The organism is Streptomyces sp. NPDC101118, assembly GCF_044759445.1.
GTDB lineage: Bacteria > Actinomycetota > Actinomycetes > Streptomycetales > Streptomycetaceae > Streptomyces.
The window spans coordinates 1-15,766 of record NZ_JBIVZG010000028.1; the positions used below are offsets into that span (position 1 = coordinate 1).

The following is a 15,766-nucleotide window of genomic DNA, read 5'->3' on the forward strand; positions in this document are numbered from 1 at the left end:
CAGACGTCGCAATCCACACCGAACCCGGAGGCCCTCACCCATTCAAGAACCCAGCACGCGTGTCACCAACGTCCCAGGACGACACACCTAGGCCGCGCCCCTTCCCTCGGTGCCGGGCCGTCCCCTCGGGGGACGGCCCCGCCACGGCGCGCGGGACCCGCGAGGCGGCGCGCAGGGGCCGCAGGAGCGGGCCCGCGCCGGGTCACCGCTTCCGCGACAGCGTCAGCCCGTCCGAGATGATCGTCAGCACGCTGTCCATCCGCCCGTCCTTGGCCACGTGGTCGTTGAACTGCCGGATGGCCGCCGGAGCCCCCGTCGCCGCCGGGTCGACGACCCGGCCGTGGAAGAGGGTGTTGTCCGCGACGATCAGGCCGCCCGGCCGCATCCGCGGGACCAGCTCCTCCCAGTACGCGATGTAGCTCTCCTTGTCCGCGTCCAGGTACGCCAGGTCGACGTGCGGCTCCTCCGGCATCGCCCGCAGCGTCTCCAGGGCCGGCGCTATGCGCAGCTCGATGCGGTCGGCGACGCCCGCCTCCTCCCAGGCCGCGCGGCCCACGGAGGTCCACTCCTCCGAGATGTCGCAGGCGATCAGCCGGCCGTCGGCGGGCAGGGCCTGGGCCATCGACAGCGCGGAGAAGCCGGTGAACGTACCGACCTCGACCACGTGTCTGGCACCCACCAGCCGCACCAGGAAGGCCAGCAGCGGCCCCTGCTCCTCAGCGGACTGCATGCCCGCGACACCCGGGAAGCGCTCGTACGTGGTCTCGACCAGCCCCCGCTGCACCGCGTCCAGCGGGGGGTTGTGGTCGAGCACGTAGGCGTACAGCTCTTCGGTGATCTTGGTCGTGTTGCCCTTGGTCATGCCGGTCAGTCTTCCCGGCGAACCCTCGCGTTACGGCTGAACCGGCGGACGATTTCCTCGCCCGCCACGACACCGGCCAGATCCAGCGCCGTCACGCCCGGCGCCGTCCAGCCCGCATCGGCCAGCTCGCCGTGCCCCGGCCGCCAGCCGGCGTCCGCGGCCAGCAGCAGGTCGGCGTCCAGCAGCGAGTCGCCGGCGGCCAGGGTGCGGGTGGCGCCGGTGCGCCGGGCCACCTCGCGCATCGCCGCGCTCTTGGTGAGCGGGCGCGGCACGGCGTACACCTTCCGCCCCTGGAGGGAGACGGTCCAGCCGCGCGCCCCGGCCCACTCCGTGAGGGCCTTCAGCCACTCCTCGGGCAGCAGCTGCCGCTCGACGACGAGGTACGCGAAGAGGTCCTCGGCCACCCGCTCCTTGCGCAGCCAGGACGGGTCCGAGGTGGCGATCAGGTGGTTGCGCACCTCCTCCAGCGGGGCGCACTCCTCCGCCAGCCGCCGGGCGACCTGCCGCCGCCAGTCCCGGTCCGGGACGCCGTCGACCAGCAGCTGCCCGCCGTTGGCGCAGATCGCGTACGGCGCGGGGCGGCCGGGGAAGCGGATCCGCTGGTACTGCTTGCGGGTCCGGGTGGTGGTGGGGACGAAGACCACCGACGGGTCGGCGGTGAGCTCGGCCAGCAGCGCCGCCGCGGTCTCCGTCATGAAGGAGAGCGGCCTGCTCTCGTGCACCTCGACGCAGAGCAGCCGGGGCGCCAGCACGTCGGGCATGGTCAGCCCGAGGGCCGCGGACGAGTAGATGAGCGTCCGGTCGAGGTCGCTCGCGACGAGGACGGTCACTTGGCCGCCACCGCCTTGCCGTCGGCGCCGGTCGCGCCGCGCGTGTACCGGGGGTGGATTAGGCCCACGCAGCTGTACGGCAGGTCGTCGACCTCCTCGACGGGCACCCCGCGCTGTTCGGCGAGCAGCCGCACGTGGCCGAGGTCGGCGCCCGCGCCGCGGCGCGCCAGGATCTTCCAGGGGACCCGCCGCAGCAGGACCCGCGTCGTCTCGCCGACGCCGGGCTTGACCAGGTTCACGTCGTGGATGCCGTACTCCTCACTGATCCGTTCGACGGCCGCCCAGCCCTCCCAGGTGGGGGCCCGGTCCGCCGCCAGCAGCTCCTTGACCTCGGCGTCCACCGCGTCGGCCACTTCGTCGAAGCGGGCGGCGACGGTGTCGACGAAGTCGGCCGAGACATCGGCCCCGGCCAGCTCCCGGTAGAACTTCGCGCCGTGGAAGTCGTGGGGGCCGACGAGGTCCGCGCGCAGCACGGTACGGGATATGAGCCCGGAAACGGTGGAGTTCAGGCAGGCCGACGGGATGAGGAAGTCCTCGCGGGTGCCGTACGTGGCGACGCAGCCGCCCGGGTCGGCGAGCACCACGATGTCGGGGTTGAAGCCGGGGCCGCCTTCCTCCTCCCGGTGGGCGTGCAGCGCGGCGGTGAGCTCGCGGGTGATGGCGCCCTTGCCGGTCCAGCCGTCCACGAAGACCACGTCCGCGGGGTCGTGGTGGGCGGCGAGCCAGCGCAGGGCGTTGGCGTCGATGCCCCGGCCGCGCACGATGGAGACGGCGTAGTGGGGCAGGTCCAGGCCGTGCCGGTGCCGGGCCCAGCGGCGCATCAGGACGCCGACGGGGGTGCCGGCGCGGGCCAGCGAGACGAGGACGGGGCGCGGGGAGCGCTCGGCGAGCACGGTCTCGGTGACCGTGCCGACGGCGCGGGCGACCCGGGTGGCGGAGGCGGCCAGCGCCTGCTGGTAGAGCTCCTGGTAGCGCTCGCTCGGCTGGTACTCGACCGGCAGGGACTCGGCGTAGTGCGCGCCGCCCGCCTGGATGGCCTCCTCGCGCTCCTCGGTGGGTGCCTCCAGCCGGACTCCGGACAGGTCCTGGAGCAGCCAGCCGACGTCCTCGGCGGCGTAGGAGGAGAAGTCTGGGCCTCGGAGAGGCTCGGGCATGATCGGCTCCTGCCGGTCGGATGCGGGGGTGCGCCGGTCCGCGGATGCGGTCGCGGAGGCCGGTGCGGAGGCGGGTGTGGACGCGTACGGCGGTACGTACGAGGGGACGACGGCCAGCAGCACCCGGCCCGTGTGCGGGGCGAGGACGGCGGGCAGCCCGTCGGGGGCGTGCAGGGCGGGGGTGTCGCCCGCGGAGTCGACCACCACGACGACGGCGTCGAAGCCGGCTCCGGCGACGTTGTACGCGAAGCGGTCGCCGGGGCCGTCCGCCGGCTCGTCGTGGGCCGGGAAGACCAGGCGGGTGCGGATGGCGTAGCCGGGGTCGTCGACGGCCAGCACCGGGGAGCGGGTGGTGGTGGAGAAGCGGACCTCGGCGGCGCTGCCGGAACGTTCCAGCTCCCGCGCGAGGGCCAGCGGCGCGTACATCAGCTCCTCGTTGCCGAGGACCAGGACGCGGCCGGGCTCCGGGCCGAGCGCGGCCGCGATCCGGGCGGCCATGCCGGGGAGGGCCTCCGCCAGGGCCGCGCGGTGCGCCGGGGTGAACCCGTGGCGGCCGCCGTCGGGCACGCCGGCGGGCCAGCCGAGCTCGACGCGGAGCGGTGGTACGCCGGAGGACCCGGGGCGCCGCCCCGGACCCCGCTCCTCGGCCGCCGGAGCGGCTGGACGGTACGAGGAGGCGGCGCCAGGACCCGGCGGCGCGCCCGCCGGGGCGGAGGGCTCGGCGAGGGCAGCGACGGGGGATGCTGCGGGGGCGGGGGCCGCGGCGGCCTCGTGTGCCGCCACCAGGGCCTGGCCCTTCTCCAGGACCCCCGGCGGGAGGTGGACGGTGCCGGAGGCGAGGGCGACCAGGTCCACCCGCGCGCCCAGGGAGTCCGCGAAGGCGGCGAGGCGGTCGCGGTCCTCCGGCGAGCGCATGTCGACCAGCGCCACGACGACGTACCGGTCGCGCGGGTGGCGGTCGTGGAGGTCGCGGATGGTGTTCAGCACGGTGTTGCCGGTGGAGAACTCGTCGTCCACCAGCACCAGCGGCCCGGTGCCGGCCAGCAGCTTCGGGTCCTCCGGCAGGAGCAGGTGCGAGGTGGCGTGGGAGTGGGACTCCTCGAACCCTCCCGCGGTGGCCACGCCCGGCACCGGCCGCCGGGTCGAGTGCAGGTACGGGGCGTCGGCGAGCCCGTCGGCCACGGAGTGCCCGAGGCCGGTGGCGGTCTCCGCGTACCCGAGCACGACCGCGCGGGCGGCCTCGTCGGGCCCCAGCAGCTCGCGCACGCGCAGGCCGAGCCCGTAGCCGGCCCGGTGGACCGTCCCGGGCGACTGCGGCACGTGCTTGCCCAGCACGTTGGAGACCAGCAGGTGGGCCCGCTTCGGGTTGCGGCGCAGGGCGAGGCCCAGCAGGTCCCGCAGCCCGCCGCCGGCGCCCGCGCCGTGACCGGCGGCAGCACCCGCACCGTCACCGCCGGCAGCACCGGCTCCGGAACCAGCACCGCCGCCGGCACGTGCACCAGCCCCGCCGCCCGCACCGTCACCGGCATCCCGCAGGTCCACGCCCAGCCGTTCGGCCACCCATGATCCCGACCACACCACGTCGTCGACTCGCCCTTCCGTCGTCTGCACCGGCTCAGCCCGACAGCCCGGCGGTGAGCAGGTCGACGAAGCCGACCTCCTCGCGGGCCACGCCGAAGACCTCGGCGCGCAGCATCGTGCGCTCCGCCCAGGCCCGGTGGGGCTTCACCTCGTTCATCTTGTTCGTGTAGGCGGAGCGCATGACTCCGCCGCCGCCCCGCTCCGGCCGCAGGATGTCCTGGGCGTCGCTGAACTCCTCGTGGGAGACCACCGAGAGCGCGTGCACGGGAGTGGTGTGCGCGGGGTGGATGCAGGTCTTGCCGAGCAGGCCGTTGGCCCGGTCGAGTTCGATCTCGCGCAGCAGCCCGTCGAGGTCGTGCTCGATGAGGGCGGTGCGGAGTTCCTCCGCCTGTCCGTCGAGGAAGGGGCTGCGGCGCAGCTGGGGCTTGAACTTCCGCTCCTGGTGGCGGAAGTACTCCCAGACCGGTCCGGTGACCGTGAAGCCGGTGCCGTCGGCCCGGGAGAGGACGTTGACCACGTCCGCGATGACGCCGGCGACGATCTGGACGTCGTACGCGGTCATGTCGGGGGTGCGGCGCAGCCCGTAGGCGGAGCAGAAGTCGGTGACGCCCAGGCGCAGGGCGAGGACGCGGTCGCGGTGCCGGTCGACGGTGCGGAAGATCCCGGCGAGCGAGGCGGCCCGGGTCTCCAGGTGGAGCAGCTCGGGCGATTCGAGCACCGGCATGGCGTAGAGCCGGCGATCGCATACGGACTCCGCACGGGTGAGGGCCTCCAGGAAGGCCTCGCCGCGCTCTTCCGTGAACTTCGGGAGTACGAATCCGGCCAAGTGCCGGACGGCCGGTCCGAGCCGGGCGGTGAGGTCCGGGATCTGCTCCGGTACGCGGACGCGGACGAAGAGCAGCGGCACCTCGCCGCCGGCCGCGTCGAGGTCGGCGAACTGGCGGACGAGGTTTTCCTCCGCGCCCGCGACTTCGCCGTCGCTGATGGAATCCTCCAGGCAGAGCACCATGGAGACCACTCCGCGGGCGGCCTGCTTGCGTACGTCCTCGGCGAGCCGGGGCCGGGTGGCGGGGCTGTAGAGCGTCGCTCCGAGGGCCGCGGCGAGCGTGCGGGCCGGCGACCCGGCGTCGAATTCGACGGGTTCCTGATGGAAGAGGTCCTTACGGACAGCAGGCGAAACGTGCCCGAAATGACGCATGTGCTTCCCCCGTACTGCCTCGGCGGCCCCTCTGGCGTGGCCGGTAATAGTACGTACGAATGAGTGTCAAGAGTTCCTCAAGCTCATGAAATTCAGGTAACCCCCTTGCACCATGCCCACCCTCCCCCGCGCCGACAAGGGGGGCCGCATTGTCCCGCTCCGCTCCCAGAGGGCAGGATGACGGGCATGACGCACGCGATGCAGAAGGGTTCGAACATCCCCGTGGCCGCCACTGCGGTCCGGGCGGTGCTGCGCTGGACCAGCGGTCCGGAGGTTCCGGACGTCGACGCCTCGGCCCTGGTACTGGGCCCTGACGGCCGTGTGCGCTCGGACGAGGACTTCGTCTTCTACAACCAGCCGAGGCACCCGTCGGGGGCCGTCTGGCGGCTGGGCAAGAAGCGGCTCGGGGAGGCCGTGACGGACGCCGTCCAGGCCGACCTGGCCGCGCTGACCTCCGCGGTCGACCGCGTGCTCGTCGTCGCCTCGGCCGAGGACGTGCCCTTCGAGCGGGTCCCGGACCTGCGGATCCTGCTGTACGACGCCGCACCGAGCGCCGGCGGCGACCCGCTGGCCTACTTCGACGTCCGCCCGGAGACCGGCACCGAGACGGCGATGATCTGCGGCGAGCTGTACCGGCGCGGGGACGCCTGGAAGTTCCGCGCGCTGGGCGAGGGCTACTCGAACGGCCTGGAGGGCCTGGCGACCGACCACGGCATCTCGGTCGACGAGAACGCCGAGATGCCCGGTGCGGAGGCCGCCGTGGAGCAGGCCACGCAGGCCATGCGCCCGACGCCCGCCACCGCCACGCCCGCCCCGGCCCCGCAGACCCAGGCTCCGCCGGCCACCCCGCCCGCGTACGGCTACCCGCAGCCGGTCTCGGCCCCGCCGGTGCCCGTGCCGGTGCCGGGCCCGGGCGGCGACCCGGACTTCCGGCTGCCGCCGCAGGGCCCGCAGTTCCTGCGGCGCTGAGCGCCGGGGAACCTCCGGGGTGCGGCTCAGGTCTTGCTCGTCTTGTAGCCGCGCCCCCATTGCAGTCCCCATCCGTAGAGCCGGTCGAGCTCGGCCTGGAAGCCGTACACGAACTTCACCTCACGGCGCACGATCAGCTCGCCCTTGACGTTCTCCAGCGACACCACGGCGCAGGACCGCGCCTGGGGGTGCCGCTCGTCGAGGGCGATCTCGATCCGGGGTCCGGTGACCGGGTAGAGGGTGACCAGGGCGTGGGTGCGGTCGAAGGCCGGCGTCTGGTCGTAGATGTAGACGAAGACCAGCAGGCGCTTGATCGAGTCCCAGTGGTCGAGGTTGACGAAGAGCGTCTCGCCCGAGGGGGCGCCGAACCGGTCGTCGCCGCTCAGCTTCACGTACGGCGGGCTGTTGATGTCGCCGAGGAAGTTCCCCAGGGGCTGTACGACGCCCCGGCTGCCGTCGGTGAGCTCGTACAGGCAGCCGATGTCGAGGTCGACGTTGACCATGCCCTGGGTGTGGGCCTGCACGATCTCGGGCTTGAAGAGCTTGAAGGGGTGGCGCAGGAGCTGGCCGCTCTGGCCGGACCGGCCGCCGATGTCGGAGGTCCGCATCCGCCAGGAGAGGTTGACCCGCAGGTTGCCGTTGACCGCGCCCTGCTTGGTCAGCGAGACGACCGGATGTCGCCTGGTCAGCTCGATCGCGTTCGACGATGCGCTGCCGGACTGGAACTGCGCCGCCCGGCCGCCCCGCAGCCCGTCGAAGAACCCCATCTCCCCCACAACTCCCCAGGTCGTCCGTGCTCGGTGGCAAGACCGCGGGGCGGCCGAAGGGTCCGTACCCTCCCGGCCGCCCCGCGTAGAGCGTTCCGCAATCACCGCCGGGTCACACCCCGGAGGCGACCTCCGCCTTGTCGTCGGACCCCAGCCGCTTGTTGCGGACGACCGAGGACCAGAAGGAGGCGGCGATCAGCACCACGCCGATGAGGCCGGTGATGATCTCGCTGATCTCGTGCTCGATGGTGACGAGCAGGATGACGGCCAGGGCGCCGATGGCGTAGTGGGCGCCGTGCTCCAGGTAGACGTAGTCGTCCAGGGTGCCCTGGCGGACCAGGTAGACCGTGAGCGACCGGACGTACATGGCGCCGATGCCGAGGCCGAGCGCCATCCAGAAGATGTGGTTGGTGATGGCGAAGGCGCCGATCACGCCGTCGAAGGAGAAGGAGGCGTCGAGGACCTCCAGGTACAGGAAGAGGAAGAACGCCGCCTTGCCGGCCAGGCCGACCGCCGAGACCTCCTTGCCCGCGGCCTTGGCCTTCTCCTCTTCCTCGTGCTCGCGCTCCTCTTCCTCTTCGAGCTTGTCCTCGAAGTAGGAGGAGAGGCCGCCGACGATGAGGTACGTGATCAGGCCCGCCACACCGGACAGCAGCACGGTCGCCGACTTGTCCGCGTGACCGGTGCTGGTGTGCGCGTTCGTCGCGAAGGTCATCGCCGTGACCAGCAGGGCGATCAGGGCGATGCAGACCGACAGCATGTCGACCTTGCCGAGCTTGGCGAGGGGACGCTCCAGCCAGGCGAGCCACTTGATGTCCCGGTCCTCGAAGATGAAGTCCAGGAAGATCATCAGCAGGAACATTCCGCCGAAGGCCGCGATCGCCGGGTGGGCGTCGGTGACGAGCGCTTCGTACTGCTCGGGCTGGTCCAGAGCGAGGTTCACGGCCTCGATCGGACCGACCTTCGCACTGATGGCCACGATGGCCACCGGGAAGACCAGGCGCATGCCGAACACGGCGATCAGCACACCGATCGTGAGGAAGATCTTCTGCCAGAAGGCGTTCATCTTCTTCAGGATTCCGGCGTTCACGACCGCGTTGTCGAAGGACAGCGAGATCTCGAGGATCGACAGGATCAGGACGATCCCGAACGCCTCCCACCCCCACTGCCACGCGGCAAAGGCCAGCCCGAGCGCCGTGACGGCGAACGACCAGCCGAAGGTTTTCAGAACCACAGGTACCTCATCCAGGCGCGGCTTTACGAAACATTGACCCCGAAGTCTAGAGCGATGCCCCTCAGGCCCGACGCGTACCCCTGGCCCACGGCCCTGAACTTCCATTCGCCGCCGTACCGGTACACCTCGCCGAAGATCATCGCGGTCTCCGAGGAGGCGTCCTCGCTCAGGTCGTAGCGGGCGAGTTCGGCGCCGTCGGCGACGTTCACGACGCGGATGAAGGCGTTGGTGACCTGGCCGAAGGTCTGGCGGCGGGCGTCGGCGTCGTGGATCGAGACCGGGAAGACGATCTTGTCGACCTCGGCCGGCACCAGCGTGAGGTCGATGAGGATCGACTCGTCGTCGCCGTCACCCTCGCCGGTGAGGTTGTCGCCGGTGTGTTCGACGGACCCCTCGGGGCTCCTGAGGTTGTTGTAGAAGACGAAGTACGGGTCCCCGAGCACCCGGCCGTTCTGGCACATCAGGGCGCTGGCGTCGAGGTCGAAGTCGGCCCCCGTCGTGGAGCGCGCGTCCCAGCCGAGCCCGATCATCACGCGGGTGAGGTTCGGTGCGGCCTTGGAGAGGGAGACGTTGCCCCCCTTGGCGAGTGTGACGCCCATGTTCGTGGTCCTCCCCGGACGACGGTGTGGTGGCAAAGCCGGTCCGGCGCCGCACACACGGGGTGCGCGGCGCCGGACCGGTTACTGCTCGGCGGCTCAGACGTTGACGCCGAAGTCCTGCGCGATGCCCCGCAGGCCGGAGGCGTAGCCCTGGCCGATGGCGCGGAACTTCCACTCGGCGCCGTTGCGGTACAGCTCGCCGAAGACCATGGCGGTCTCGGTGGAGGCGTCCTCGCTGAGGTCGTAGCGGGCGAGCTCCACGTTGTCCGCCTGGTTGACGACGCGGATGAAGGCGTTGCGCACCTGGCCGAAGCTCTGCTGGCGGCTCTCGGCCTCGTAGATCGAGACCGGGAAGACGATGCGGTGCACGTCGGCCGGCACGCCGGCCAGGTTCACCTTGATCTGCTCGTCGTCGCCCTCGCCCTCACCGGTGAGGTTGTCACCGGTGTGCTCCACGGAGCCGTCGGGGCTCTTGAGGTTGTTGAAGAAGACGAAGTTCGCGTCGTTGGTGACCTTGCCCTGGTCGTTCGCCAGCAGGGCGCTGGCGTCGAGGTCGAAGTCAACCCCGGTGGTGGTGCGAGCGTCCCAGCCCAGGCCGACGATGACCGCCGTCAGGTTGGGGGCGGCCTTGGTCAGCGAGACGTTGCCGCCCTTGCTGAGGCTGACTCCCACGGGTCCTCCATTGGTTTGTGTGGGGCGGTGCCCCGTCGTGCGTTGCTATCGGATCAACGGTTCGATCCTAGTGACGGGTTCCCGTCCGCACCGGATTTTCCGGGGCTGCCGCACCGTCTTTTCCCAGGCTGCCGCGCCGCATCAGAGGCTGTCGAGGGCCTTGACGTACTCGTTCAGGTCCCGGGCGTCGGCCAGGCCGTTGACCACGGTCCAGCGGACGACGCCGTCCTTGTCGATGATGAAGGTGCCGCGGACGGCGCAGCCCTTGTCCTCGGCGAAGACGCCGTACGCGCGGGAGGTCTCGCCGTGCGGCCAGAAGTCGGACAGCAGCGGGTACTCCAGGCCCTCCTGCTCGCCGAAGACGCGCAGGGTGGGGACGGAGTCGTTGGAGACGGCCAGCAGCTGGGTGTCCTCGTTCACGAAGCGCGGCAGCTGGTCGCGCAGCTCGCACAGCTCGGTGGTGCACACGCCCGTGAAGGCGAAGGGGTAGAAGAGCAGGACGACGTTCTTCTCGCCGCGGAAGTCGGAGAGCCGGACGGTGACGCCGTGGTTGTCCTTGAGCTCGAAGTCAGGGGCCTTGTCGCCGACCTCGATGGCCATCGCTCGCTTCCCTTCGGTGGGGCTGTACGGGTGCGGCACAGCCTATGCCCGGCGGCCCGGTGCGGAAAAAACGCGGGACCCCCGCCGACCGGGTGGTCGGCGGGGGTCCCGTCCGCACGTGCGGCGCCGGATCAGCGCTTGCCGGACTTGGCGGCCTTCGGGGTCATCAGACGGCTGGCGATCCACTCCTTGCCGACGCTGACGCTCTTGGTCTGCGACAGACCCGCGGTGGTGGCGGCCTCGCTGATGTCGCTGGGCTCCACGTAACCGTCGCGTCCGGTCTTGGGCGTCAGCAGCAGGATCAGCGCGCCGTCCTCGACCAGCTCGGTGGCGTCCACCAGCGTGTCGGTCAGGTCGCCGTCCTCGTCGCGGAACCAGAGGAGCACGGCGTCGGCGACGTCGTCGTAGTCCTCGTCGACGAGCTCACCCACGACTCCCTCGACGATCTCGCGGAAGTCGTGATCGACATCTTCGTCGTAGCCGATCTCCTGGACCACCTGCTCGGACTGGAAACCCAGCCTGACGGCCTGGTTCTCCGCGTGGTCCGCGGTCGCGCTCACGGGTTGCCTCCTGCTCATGTTCGGTGAATGTCTTCGGCCGCGCGCGTACGCGCAGCATTGGGCGTAGTCCACACGGGACCGGCGGATCGCGCAAGTACCCGGCCGTCGAGACCGTCGAAACGGTGACGATCAGGGTCGTCTCGCCGCAACTCAGGGCACCTCGACACCGCCCCTTCCGTGATCCGCGCCACATCGTCCAAGGGTATTCGGAATCCCTTGATGACTTTCCTACCCCTTTGAGGGACGAACGGCCTTACGAACCTCGTAAACCTCTTGGGCGTAAGGTTGCGAGATGTCCGGACCGTCCCATTGGAAACTCGGCAATCACCGGAAGTTCCCTGGGTTACCTAGCGGTAAAGATGACGTCCCGGACGCGGCGGTAGACGATGGGAGGCGGCCTGAAAGCCCAAGGCACGACTCCCCCGACAGCGAAGGAACAGCGTGGCTTCCGCATCCGATCGCAACCCGATCATCATTGGCGGCCTGCCGAGTCAGGTACCGGACTTCGATCCGGAGGAGACCCGGGAATGGCTCGACTCCCTGGACGCCGCCGTCGACGAGCGGGGCCGTGAGCGTGCCCGCTACCTGATGCTGCGGCTGATCGAGCGGGCCCGCGAGAAGCGCGTGGCCGTGCCCGAGATGCGCAGCACGGACTACGTCAACACCATCGCCACCAAGGACGAGCCGTTCTTCCCCGGCAACGAGGAGATCGAGCGCAGGGTCCTCAACGCCACCCGGTGGAACGCGGCCGTCATGGTCTCCCGCGCCCAGCGCCCCGGCATCGGCGTCGGCGGCCACATCGCCACCTTCGCCTCCTCCGCCTCCCTCTACGACGTGGGCTTCAACCACTTCTTCCGGGGCAAGGACGAGGGCGACGGCGGCGACCAGATCTTCTTCCAGGGCCACGCCTCGCCGGGCATCTACGCCCGCGCCTACCTGCTGGACCGCCTCTCCGAGCAGCAGCTCGACGCGTTCCGCCAGGAGAAGTCGAAGGCCCCGTACGGCCTTTCGAGCTACCCGCACCCGCGCCTGATGCCGGACTTCTGGGAGTTCCCGACCGTCTCGATGGGCCTCGGCCCGCTCGGCGCGATCTACCAGGCCCGGATGAACCGCTACATGGAGGCGCGCGGAATCGCGGACACCTCCAAGTCCCACGTTTGGGCGTATCTCGGTGACGGCGAGATGGACGAGCCCGAGTCGCTCGGCCAGCTCTCGCTCGCCGCCCGCGAGGGCCTGGACAACCTGACCTTCGTGGTCAACTGCAACCTCCAGCGCCTCGACGGCCCGGTCCGCGGCAACGGCAAGATCATCCAGGAGCTGGAGTCCCAGTTCCGTGGCGCCGGCTGGAACGTCATCAAGCTGATCTGGGACCGCTCCTGGGACCCGCTGCTGGCCCAGGACCGCGACGGCATCCTGGTCAACAAGATGAACTCGACGCCGGACGGGCAGTTCCAGACGTACGCCACCGAGACCGGCGGGTACATCCGCGAGCACTTCTTCGGCGACGACCACCGGCTGCGCCAGATGGTCGAGAACATGAGCGACCACCAGCTGCTCCACCTGGGCCGCGGTGGCCACGACCACAAGAAGATCTACGCGGCGTACGCGGCGGCCAAGGCGCACAAGGGCCAGCCGACGGTGATCCTGGCGCAAACGGTGAAGGGCTGGACGCTGGGCCCGAACTTCGAGGGCCGCAACGCCACGCACCAGATGAAGAAGCTGACGGTCGACGACCTCAAGCGCTTCCGCGACCGCCTGCACATCCCCGTCACGGACGCGCAGCTGGAGAACGGCGCGCCGCCGTACTACCACCCGGGCCGGAACTCCGAGGAGATCCAGTACATGCACGACCGGCGCCAGGCGCTGGGTGGGTACGTGCCGACCCGGGTCGTGCGGGCCAAGCCGCTGCCGCTGCCGGAGGACAAGACGTACGCGGCGGCCAAGAAGGGCTCCGGCCAGCAGTCCATCGCCACGACCATGGCCTTCGTCCGCATCCTGAAGGACCTGATGCGGGACAAGGAGATCGGCAAGCGGTTCGTGCTGATCGCTCCGGACGAGTACCGGACCTTCGGCATGGACGCGTTCTTCCCGAGCGCCAAGATCTACAACCCGCTCGGCCAGCAGTACGAGGCGGTCGACCGCGACCTGCTGCTCGCGTACAAGGAGTCGCCGACCGGCCAGATGCTGCACGACGGCATCTCGGAGGCGGGCTGCACGGCCTCGCTGATCGCGGCCGGTTCGGCGTACGCGACGCACGGCGAGCCGCTGATCCCGGTGTACGTCTTCTACTCGATGTTCGGTTTCCAGCGCACGGGTGACCAGTTCTGGCAGATGGCCGACCAGCTCTCGCGCGGTTTCGTGCTGGGCGCGACCGCCGGCCGTACGACCCTGACCGGTGAGGGCCTCCAGCACGCGGACGGACACTCCCAGCTGCTCGCCTCGACCAACCCCGGGTGCGTGGCGTACGACCCGGCGTACGGGTACGAGATCGCGCACATCGTCCAGGACGGCCTGCGCCGGATGTACGGCGCGACCGAGGACGGCCGGCCGGGCGAGGACGTCTTCTACTACCTGACCGTCTACAACGAGCCGATCCAGCACCCGGCCGAACCGGCGGGCGTGGACGTGGAGGGCATCCTCAAGGGCGTCCACCGCGTCAGCGCGGGCGAGGCGGGTGCCGTACCGGCGCAGATCCTCGCCTCGGGCGTGGCGGTGCCGTGGGCGCTGGAGGCGCAGCGGATCCTGGCCCAGGAGTGGAACGTCCGGGCCGACGTGTGGTCCGCGACCTCCTGGAACGAGCTGCGCCGCGACGCCGTCGAGGTGGAGGAGCACAACCTGCTCCACCCGGAGGAGGAGCAGCGCGTCCCGTACGTCACCCGCAAGCTGTCCGGCGCGCAGGGTCCGTTCGTGGCGGTCTCGGACTGGATGCGGTCCGTGCCCGACCAGATCGCGCGCTGGGTGCCGGGCCGGTACACCTCGCTGGGCGCGGACGGCTTCGGCTTCGCGGACACCCGCGGCGCGGCCCGCCGGTTCTTCCACATCGACGCGCAGTCGATCGTGCTGGCGGTGCTGACGGAGCTGGCCAAGGACGGCGTGATCGACCGTTCGGTGCTGAAGCAGGCGATCGACCGGTACCAGCTGCTCGACGTGGCCGCGGCCGACCCGGGCGCCGCCGGCGGCGACGCGTAGCCGTACGTACGGCGCCGCAGCGCCGGGAGGGGCCGGGACCGCGGTCAGCCGTGGTCCCGGCCCCTCCGGCGTCTTCTTTACGATGCGGGGCATGAAGGAACCGTCCCGCCAGCTCCGCTGGGAGCGCCGCACCCAGATCCCGCTCTTCGTCTGTGCCGTCGCGTTCGGTGTGGCTTACGCCGTGCCGATCGTGGCGCCGGAGGCGAGCCCGCGGGTGCACGAGGCGTGCCTGTTGGTGGAGTGGTGCGTGTGGGGCGCCTTCGCCCTGGACTACCTGATACGGATGGCGCTCTCGGCGGACCGCCGCCGGTTCGTCCGTACGCACTGGCTGGACCTGCTGGCCGTGCTGCTGCCGATGCTCCAGCCGCTGCGGCTGCTGCGGCTGGTCTCGACGCTGCTGCTGGTCGGGCGGCGGGCCCGGATGGCGCCGCAGATCAGGCTGACCACCTACGTGGCGGGCGCGGTGGTGGGGCTGCTGATGTTCGGCTCGCTGGCGGTGCTGAGCGTGGAGCGGGACGCCCCCGACGGCAACATCAGGAACCTGGGGGACGCGGTCTGGTGGTCCTTCACGACCATGACCACGGTCGGGTACGGCGACCACTCCCCCACCACCGGGCTCGGCCGGGTGCTGGCGGTGGGCCTGATGCTGTCGGGCATCGCCCTGCTCGGTGTGGTGACCGCCAACATCGCGGCCTGGTTCATCTCCCGCTTCGAACGCGACGACCTGGAGGAACGCCGCCAGACCGCCGCGATCGCCGCCCTGACCGAAGAGGTCAGGGCCCTCCGCACGGAAGTGGCCCGCCTCTCGGGGAACGAGCCGGCGGCGGTGCCGGCGGCGGCGCTCCCCGAGGCCGGTGCGGCCGTGGCGCCGCCTAGTTCTCCCACACCTTGAACGCGCGGATCTGGTACGGCGATTCGGGGAGCCAGACGCCGTCGCCGGGGTAGGTCTGGAACTCGCCGGTCTCGGCGCACTCGGCGGACTGGTACGTGGTGACCGGGCGGCCGGTGCGGTTGGCCAGGGCCTGTGCCGTCTTGCCGGGCGGCAGCGGTACGCAGCTGTCCACGTCCGTGGTGCTCAGTTCGTGGACGCGCCGGGTGCTCTGGAAGCCGGGTTTGGCCCAGAGGCAGAGCTGGCCGCGCTCGCAGGTGCCGAGCGTGAGCGGCGGCGGGGCGGCGCCCCGGGTGCCGGGGGCGCCGGCGGGGGCGGGGGCGGTCCGGGTTCGGGCGGCGGGCTGGATGCCGGGGGCCGTGTGGGCACCGGAGGCCGTCTGGGCGCCGGATGCCGTCGTGGGGGTGGTGTGGGTGGTCGGGGCCGCCTGGGCTTGCGGGGTCGTGCTGGGCAGCAGGGCCGTGGCGGCCAGGAACGCGGCCGCCGCGAGGGTGCTGGGGTACGTGCGCATGGTTCGTCCCGTCTCGTGGTGCGGCGATGGCCCGTACGGGTGGTCCTGGCGGACCGGGGGCCCGTACGGATCGCCGTGACCCCACGCTGACCTGCGCCGATGCCCTGGCGGAAGGGGGCAGGCGCGGGTCCACCCGGATAGGCGAGAGCCC

Annotated in this window: 14 protein-coding genes; 3 read left to right on the forward strand and 11 right to left on the reverse strand. The window is 71.2% G+C overall.

Going from position 1 to position 15,766, the window contains the following annotated elements:
• Positions 1–202: 202 nt before the first annotated feature.
• The 4 genes from ACIQUQ_RS31830 to ACIQUQ_RS31845 are packed head-to-tail and all read right to left on the reverse strand — an operon-like array spanning position 203 to position 5,625.
• Positions 203–862: an O-methyltransferase gene (locus ACIQUQ_RS31830; RefSeq protein ID WP_399951608.1), complete on the reverse strand. Its 660-nt coding sequence runs from the start codon at positions 860–862 to the stop codon at positions 203–205.
• Positions 863–867: 5 nt separating this feature from the next.
• On the reverse strand, positions 868–1,692 hold the full coding sequence (locus ACIQUQ_RS31835) for an HAD family hydrolase (RefSeq protein WP_403982967.1): 825 nt from the start codon (positions 1,690–1,692) through the stop codon (positions 868–870).
• Positions 1,689–4,406: a phosphoribosyltransferase gene (locus tag ACIQUQ_RS31840; protein WP_403982969.1), complete on the reverse strand. Its 2,718-nt coding sequence runs from the start codon at positions 4,404–4,406 to the stop codon at positions 1,689–1,691. Before ACIQUQ_RS31840 ends, ACIQUQ_RS31835 begins: the two co-directional genes overlap by 4 nt.
• A gap of 55 nt (positions 4,407–4,461) precedes the next feature.
• Complete coding sequence (locus ACIQUQ_RS31845; RefSeq protein WP_403982972.1) at positions 4,462–5,625, reverse strand: HpcH/HpaI aldolase/citrate lyase family protein; 1,164 nt, start codon at positions 5,623–5,625, stop codon at positions 4,462–4,464.
• A 186-nt stretch (positions 5,626–5,811) separates the two neighbouring features.
• On the opposite strand from ACIQUQ_RS31845, the gene ACIQUQ_RS31850 reads away from it, so the two are divergent.
• Complete coding sequence (locus tag ACIQUQ_RS31850) at positions 5,812–6,594, forward strand: TerD family protein (RefSeq protein ID WP_403982975.1); 783 nt, start codon at positions 5,812–5,814, stop codon at positions 6,592–6,594.
• 26 nt (positions 6,595–6,620) lie between these two features.
• Here ACIQUQ_RS31850 and ACIQUQ_RS31855 read toward each other — a convergent pair whose 3' ends face one another.
• The 6 genes from ACIQUQ_RS31855 to ACIQUQ_RS31880 all read right to left on the reverse strand — a co-directional run bounded on the left by ACIQUQ_RS31855 (position 6,621) and on the right by ACIQUQ_RS31880 (position 11,026).
• Positions 6,621–7,361, reverse strand: coding sequence for a Tellurium resistance (locus ACIQUQ_RS31855; protein ID WP_403982978.1), 741 nt, complete (start codon positions 7,359–7,361; stop codon positions 6,621–6,623).
• Positions 7,362–7,473: 112 nt separating this feature from the next.
• Positions 7,474–8,595, reverse strand: coding sequence for a DUF475 domain-containing protein (locus ACIQUQ_RS31860; RefSeq protein ID WP_403982981.1), 1,122 nt, complete (start codon positions 8,593–8,595; stop codon positions 7,474–7,476).
• A gap of 23 nt (positions 8,596–8,618) precedes the next feature.
• On the reverse strand, positions 8,619–9,194 hold the full coding sequence (locus tag ACIQUQ_RS31865; protein WP_399951589.1) for a TerD family protein: 576 nt from the start codon (positions 9,192–9,194) through the stop codon (positions 8,619–8,621).
• A gap of 96 nt (positions 9,195–9,290) precedes the next feature.
• On the reverse strand, positions 9,291–9,866 hold the full coding sequence (locus tag ACIQUQ_RS31870; RefSeq protein ID WP_403982984.1) for a TerD family protein: 576 nt from the start codon (positions 9,864–9,866) through the stop codon (positions 9,291–9,293).
• A 141-nt stretch (positions 9,867–10,007) separates the two neighbouring features.
• Entirely contained in the window at positions 10,008–10,466 is a 459-nt protein-coding gene (locus ACIQUQ_RS31875) for a peroxiredoxin (RefSeq protein ID WP_399951583.1), read from the reverse strand.
• Positions 10,467–10,597: 131 nt separating this feature from the next.
• Positions 10,598–11,026, reverse strand: coding sequence for a DUF3052 domain-containing protein (locus ACIQUQ_RS31880; RefSeq protein WP_403982988.1), 429 nt, complete (start codon positions 11,024–11,026; stop codon positions 10,598–10,600).
• A 441-nt stretch (positions 11,027–11,467) separates the two neighbouring features.
• Between ACIQUQ_RS31880 and aceE the strand changes: the two genes are divergently transcribed.
• Both aceE and ACIQUQ_RS31890 read left to right on the forward strand, forming a co-directional pair.
• Positions 11,468–14,215 carry a pyruvate dehydrogenase (acetyl-transferring), homodimeric type gene (gene aceE / locus ACIQUQ_RS31885; RefSeq protein ID WP_403982990.1) on the forward strand — a complete coding sequence of 916 codons (2,748 nt, stop codon included), beginning with the start codon at positions 11,468–11,470 and terminating at the stop codon, positions 14,213–14,215.
• 91 nt (positions 14,216–14,306) lie between these two features.
• On the forward strand, positions 14,307–15,107 hold the full coding sequence (locus ACIQUQ_RS31890) for a potassium channel family protein (protein ID WP_403982993.1): 801 nt from the start codon (positions 14,307–14,309) through the stop codon (positions 15,105–15,107).
• Here the strand turns inward: ACIQUQ_RS31890 and ACIQUQ_RS31895 are convergent.
• Positions 15,088–15,615 carry a peptidase inhibitor family I36 protein gene (locus tag ACIQUQ_RS31895; protein WP_403982995.1) on the reverse strand — a complete coding sequence of 176 codons (528 nt, stop codon included), beginning with the start codon at positions 15,613–15,615 and terminating at the stop codon, positions 15,088–15,090. The genes ACIQUQ_RS31890 and ACIQUQ_RS31895 overlap by 20 nt on opposite strands.
• Between the last annotated feature and the right edge of the window lie 151 nt (positions 15,616–15,766).

What these genes read in the sequence shown, in the direction of transcription:
- ACIQUQ_RS31830 (WP_399951608.1), bottom strand. Translation starts at nt 862, where the DNA reads ATGACCAAGGGCAACACGACCAAGATCACCGAAGAGCTGTACGCCTAC.
- ACIQUQ_RS31845 (WP_403982972.1), bottom strand. Translation starts at nt 5,625, where the DNA reads ATGCGTCATTTCGGGCACGTTTCGCCTGCTGTCCGTAAGGACCTCTTC.
- ACIQUQ_RS31850 (WP_403982975.1), top strand. Translation starts at nt 5,812, where the DNA reads ATGACGCACGCGATGCAGAAGGGTTCGAACATCCCCGTGGCCGCCACT.
- ACIQUQ_RS31855 (WP_403982978.1), bottom strand. Translation starts at nt 7,361, where the DNA reads ATGGGGTTCTTCGACGGGCTGCGGGGCGGCCGGGCGGCGCAGTTCCAG.
- ACIQUQ_RS31865 (WP_399951589.1), bottom strand. Translation starts at nt 9,194, where the DNA reads ATGGGCGTCACACTCGCCAAGGGGGGCAACGTCTCCCTCTCCAAGGCC.
- ACIQUQ_RS31875 (WP_399951583.1), bottom strand. Translation starts at nt 10,466, where the DNA reads ATGGCCATCGAGGTCGGCGACAAGGCCCCTGACTTCGAGCTCAAGGAC.
- ACIQUQ_RS31890 (WP_403982993.1), top strand. Translation starts at nt 14,307, where the DNA reads ATGAAGGAACCGTCCCGCCAGCTCCGCTGGGAGCGCCGCACCCAGATC.
- ACIQUQ_RS31895 (WP_403982995.1), bottom strand. Translation starts at nt 15,615, where the DNA reads ATGCGCACGTACCCCAGCACCCTCGCGGCGGCCGCGTTCCTGGCCGCC.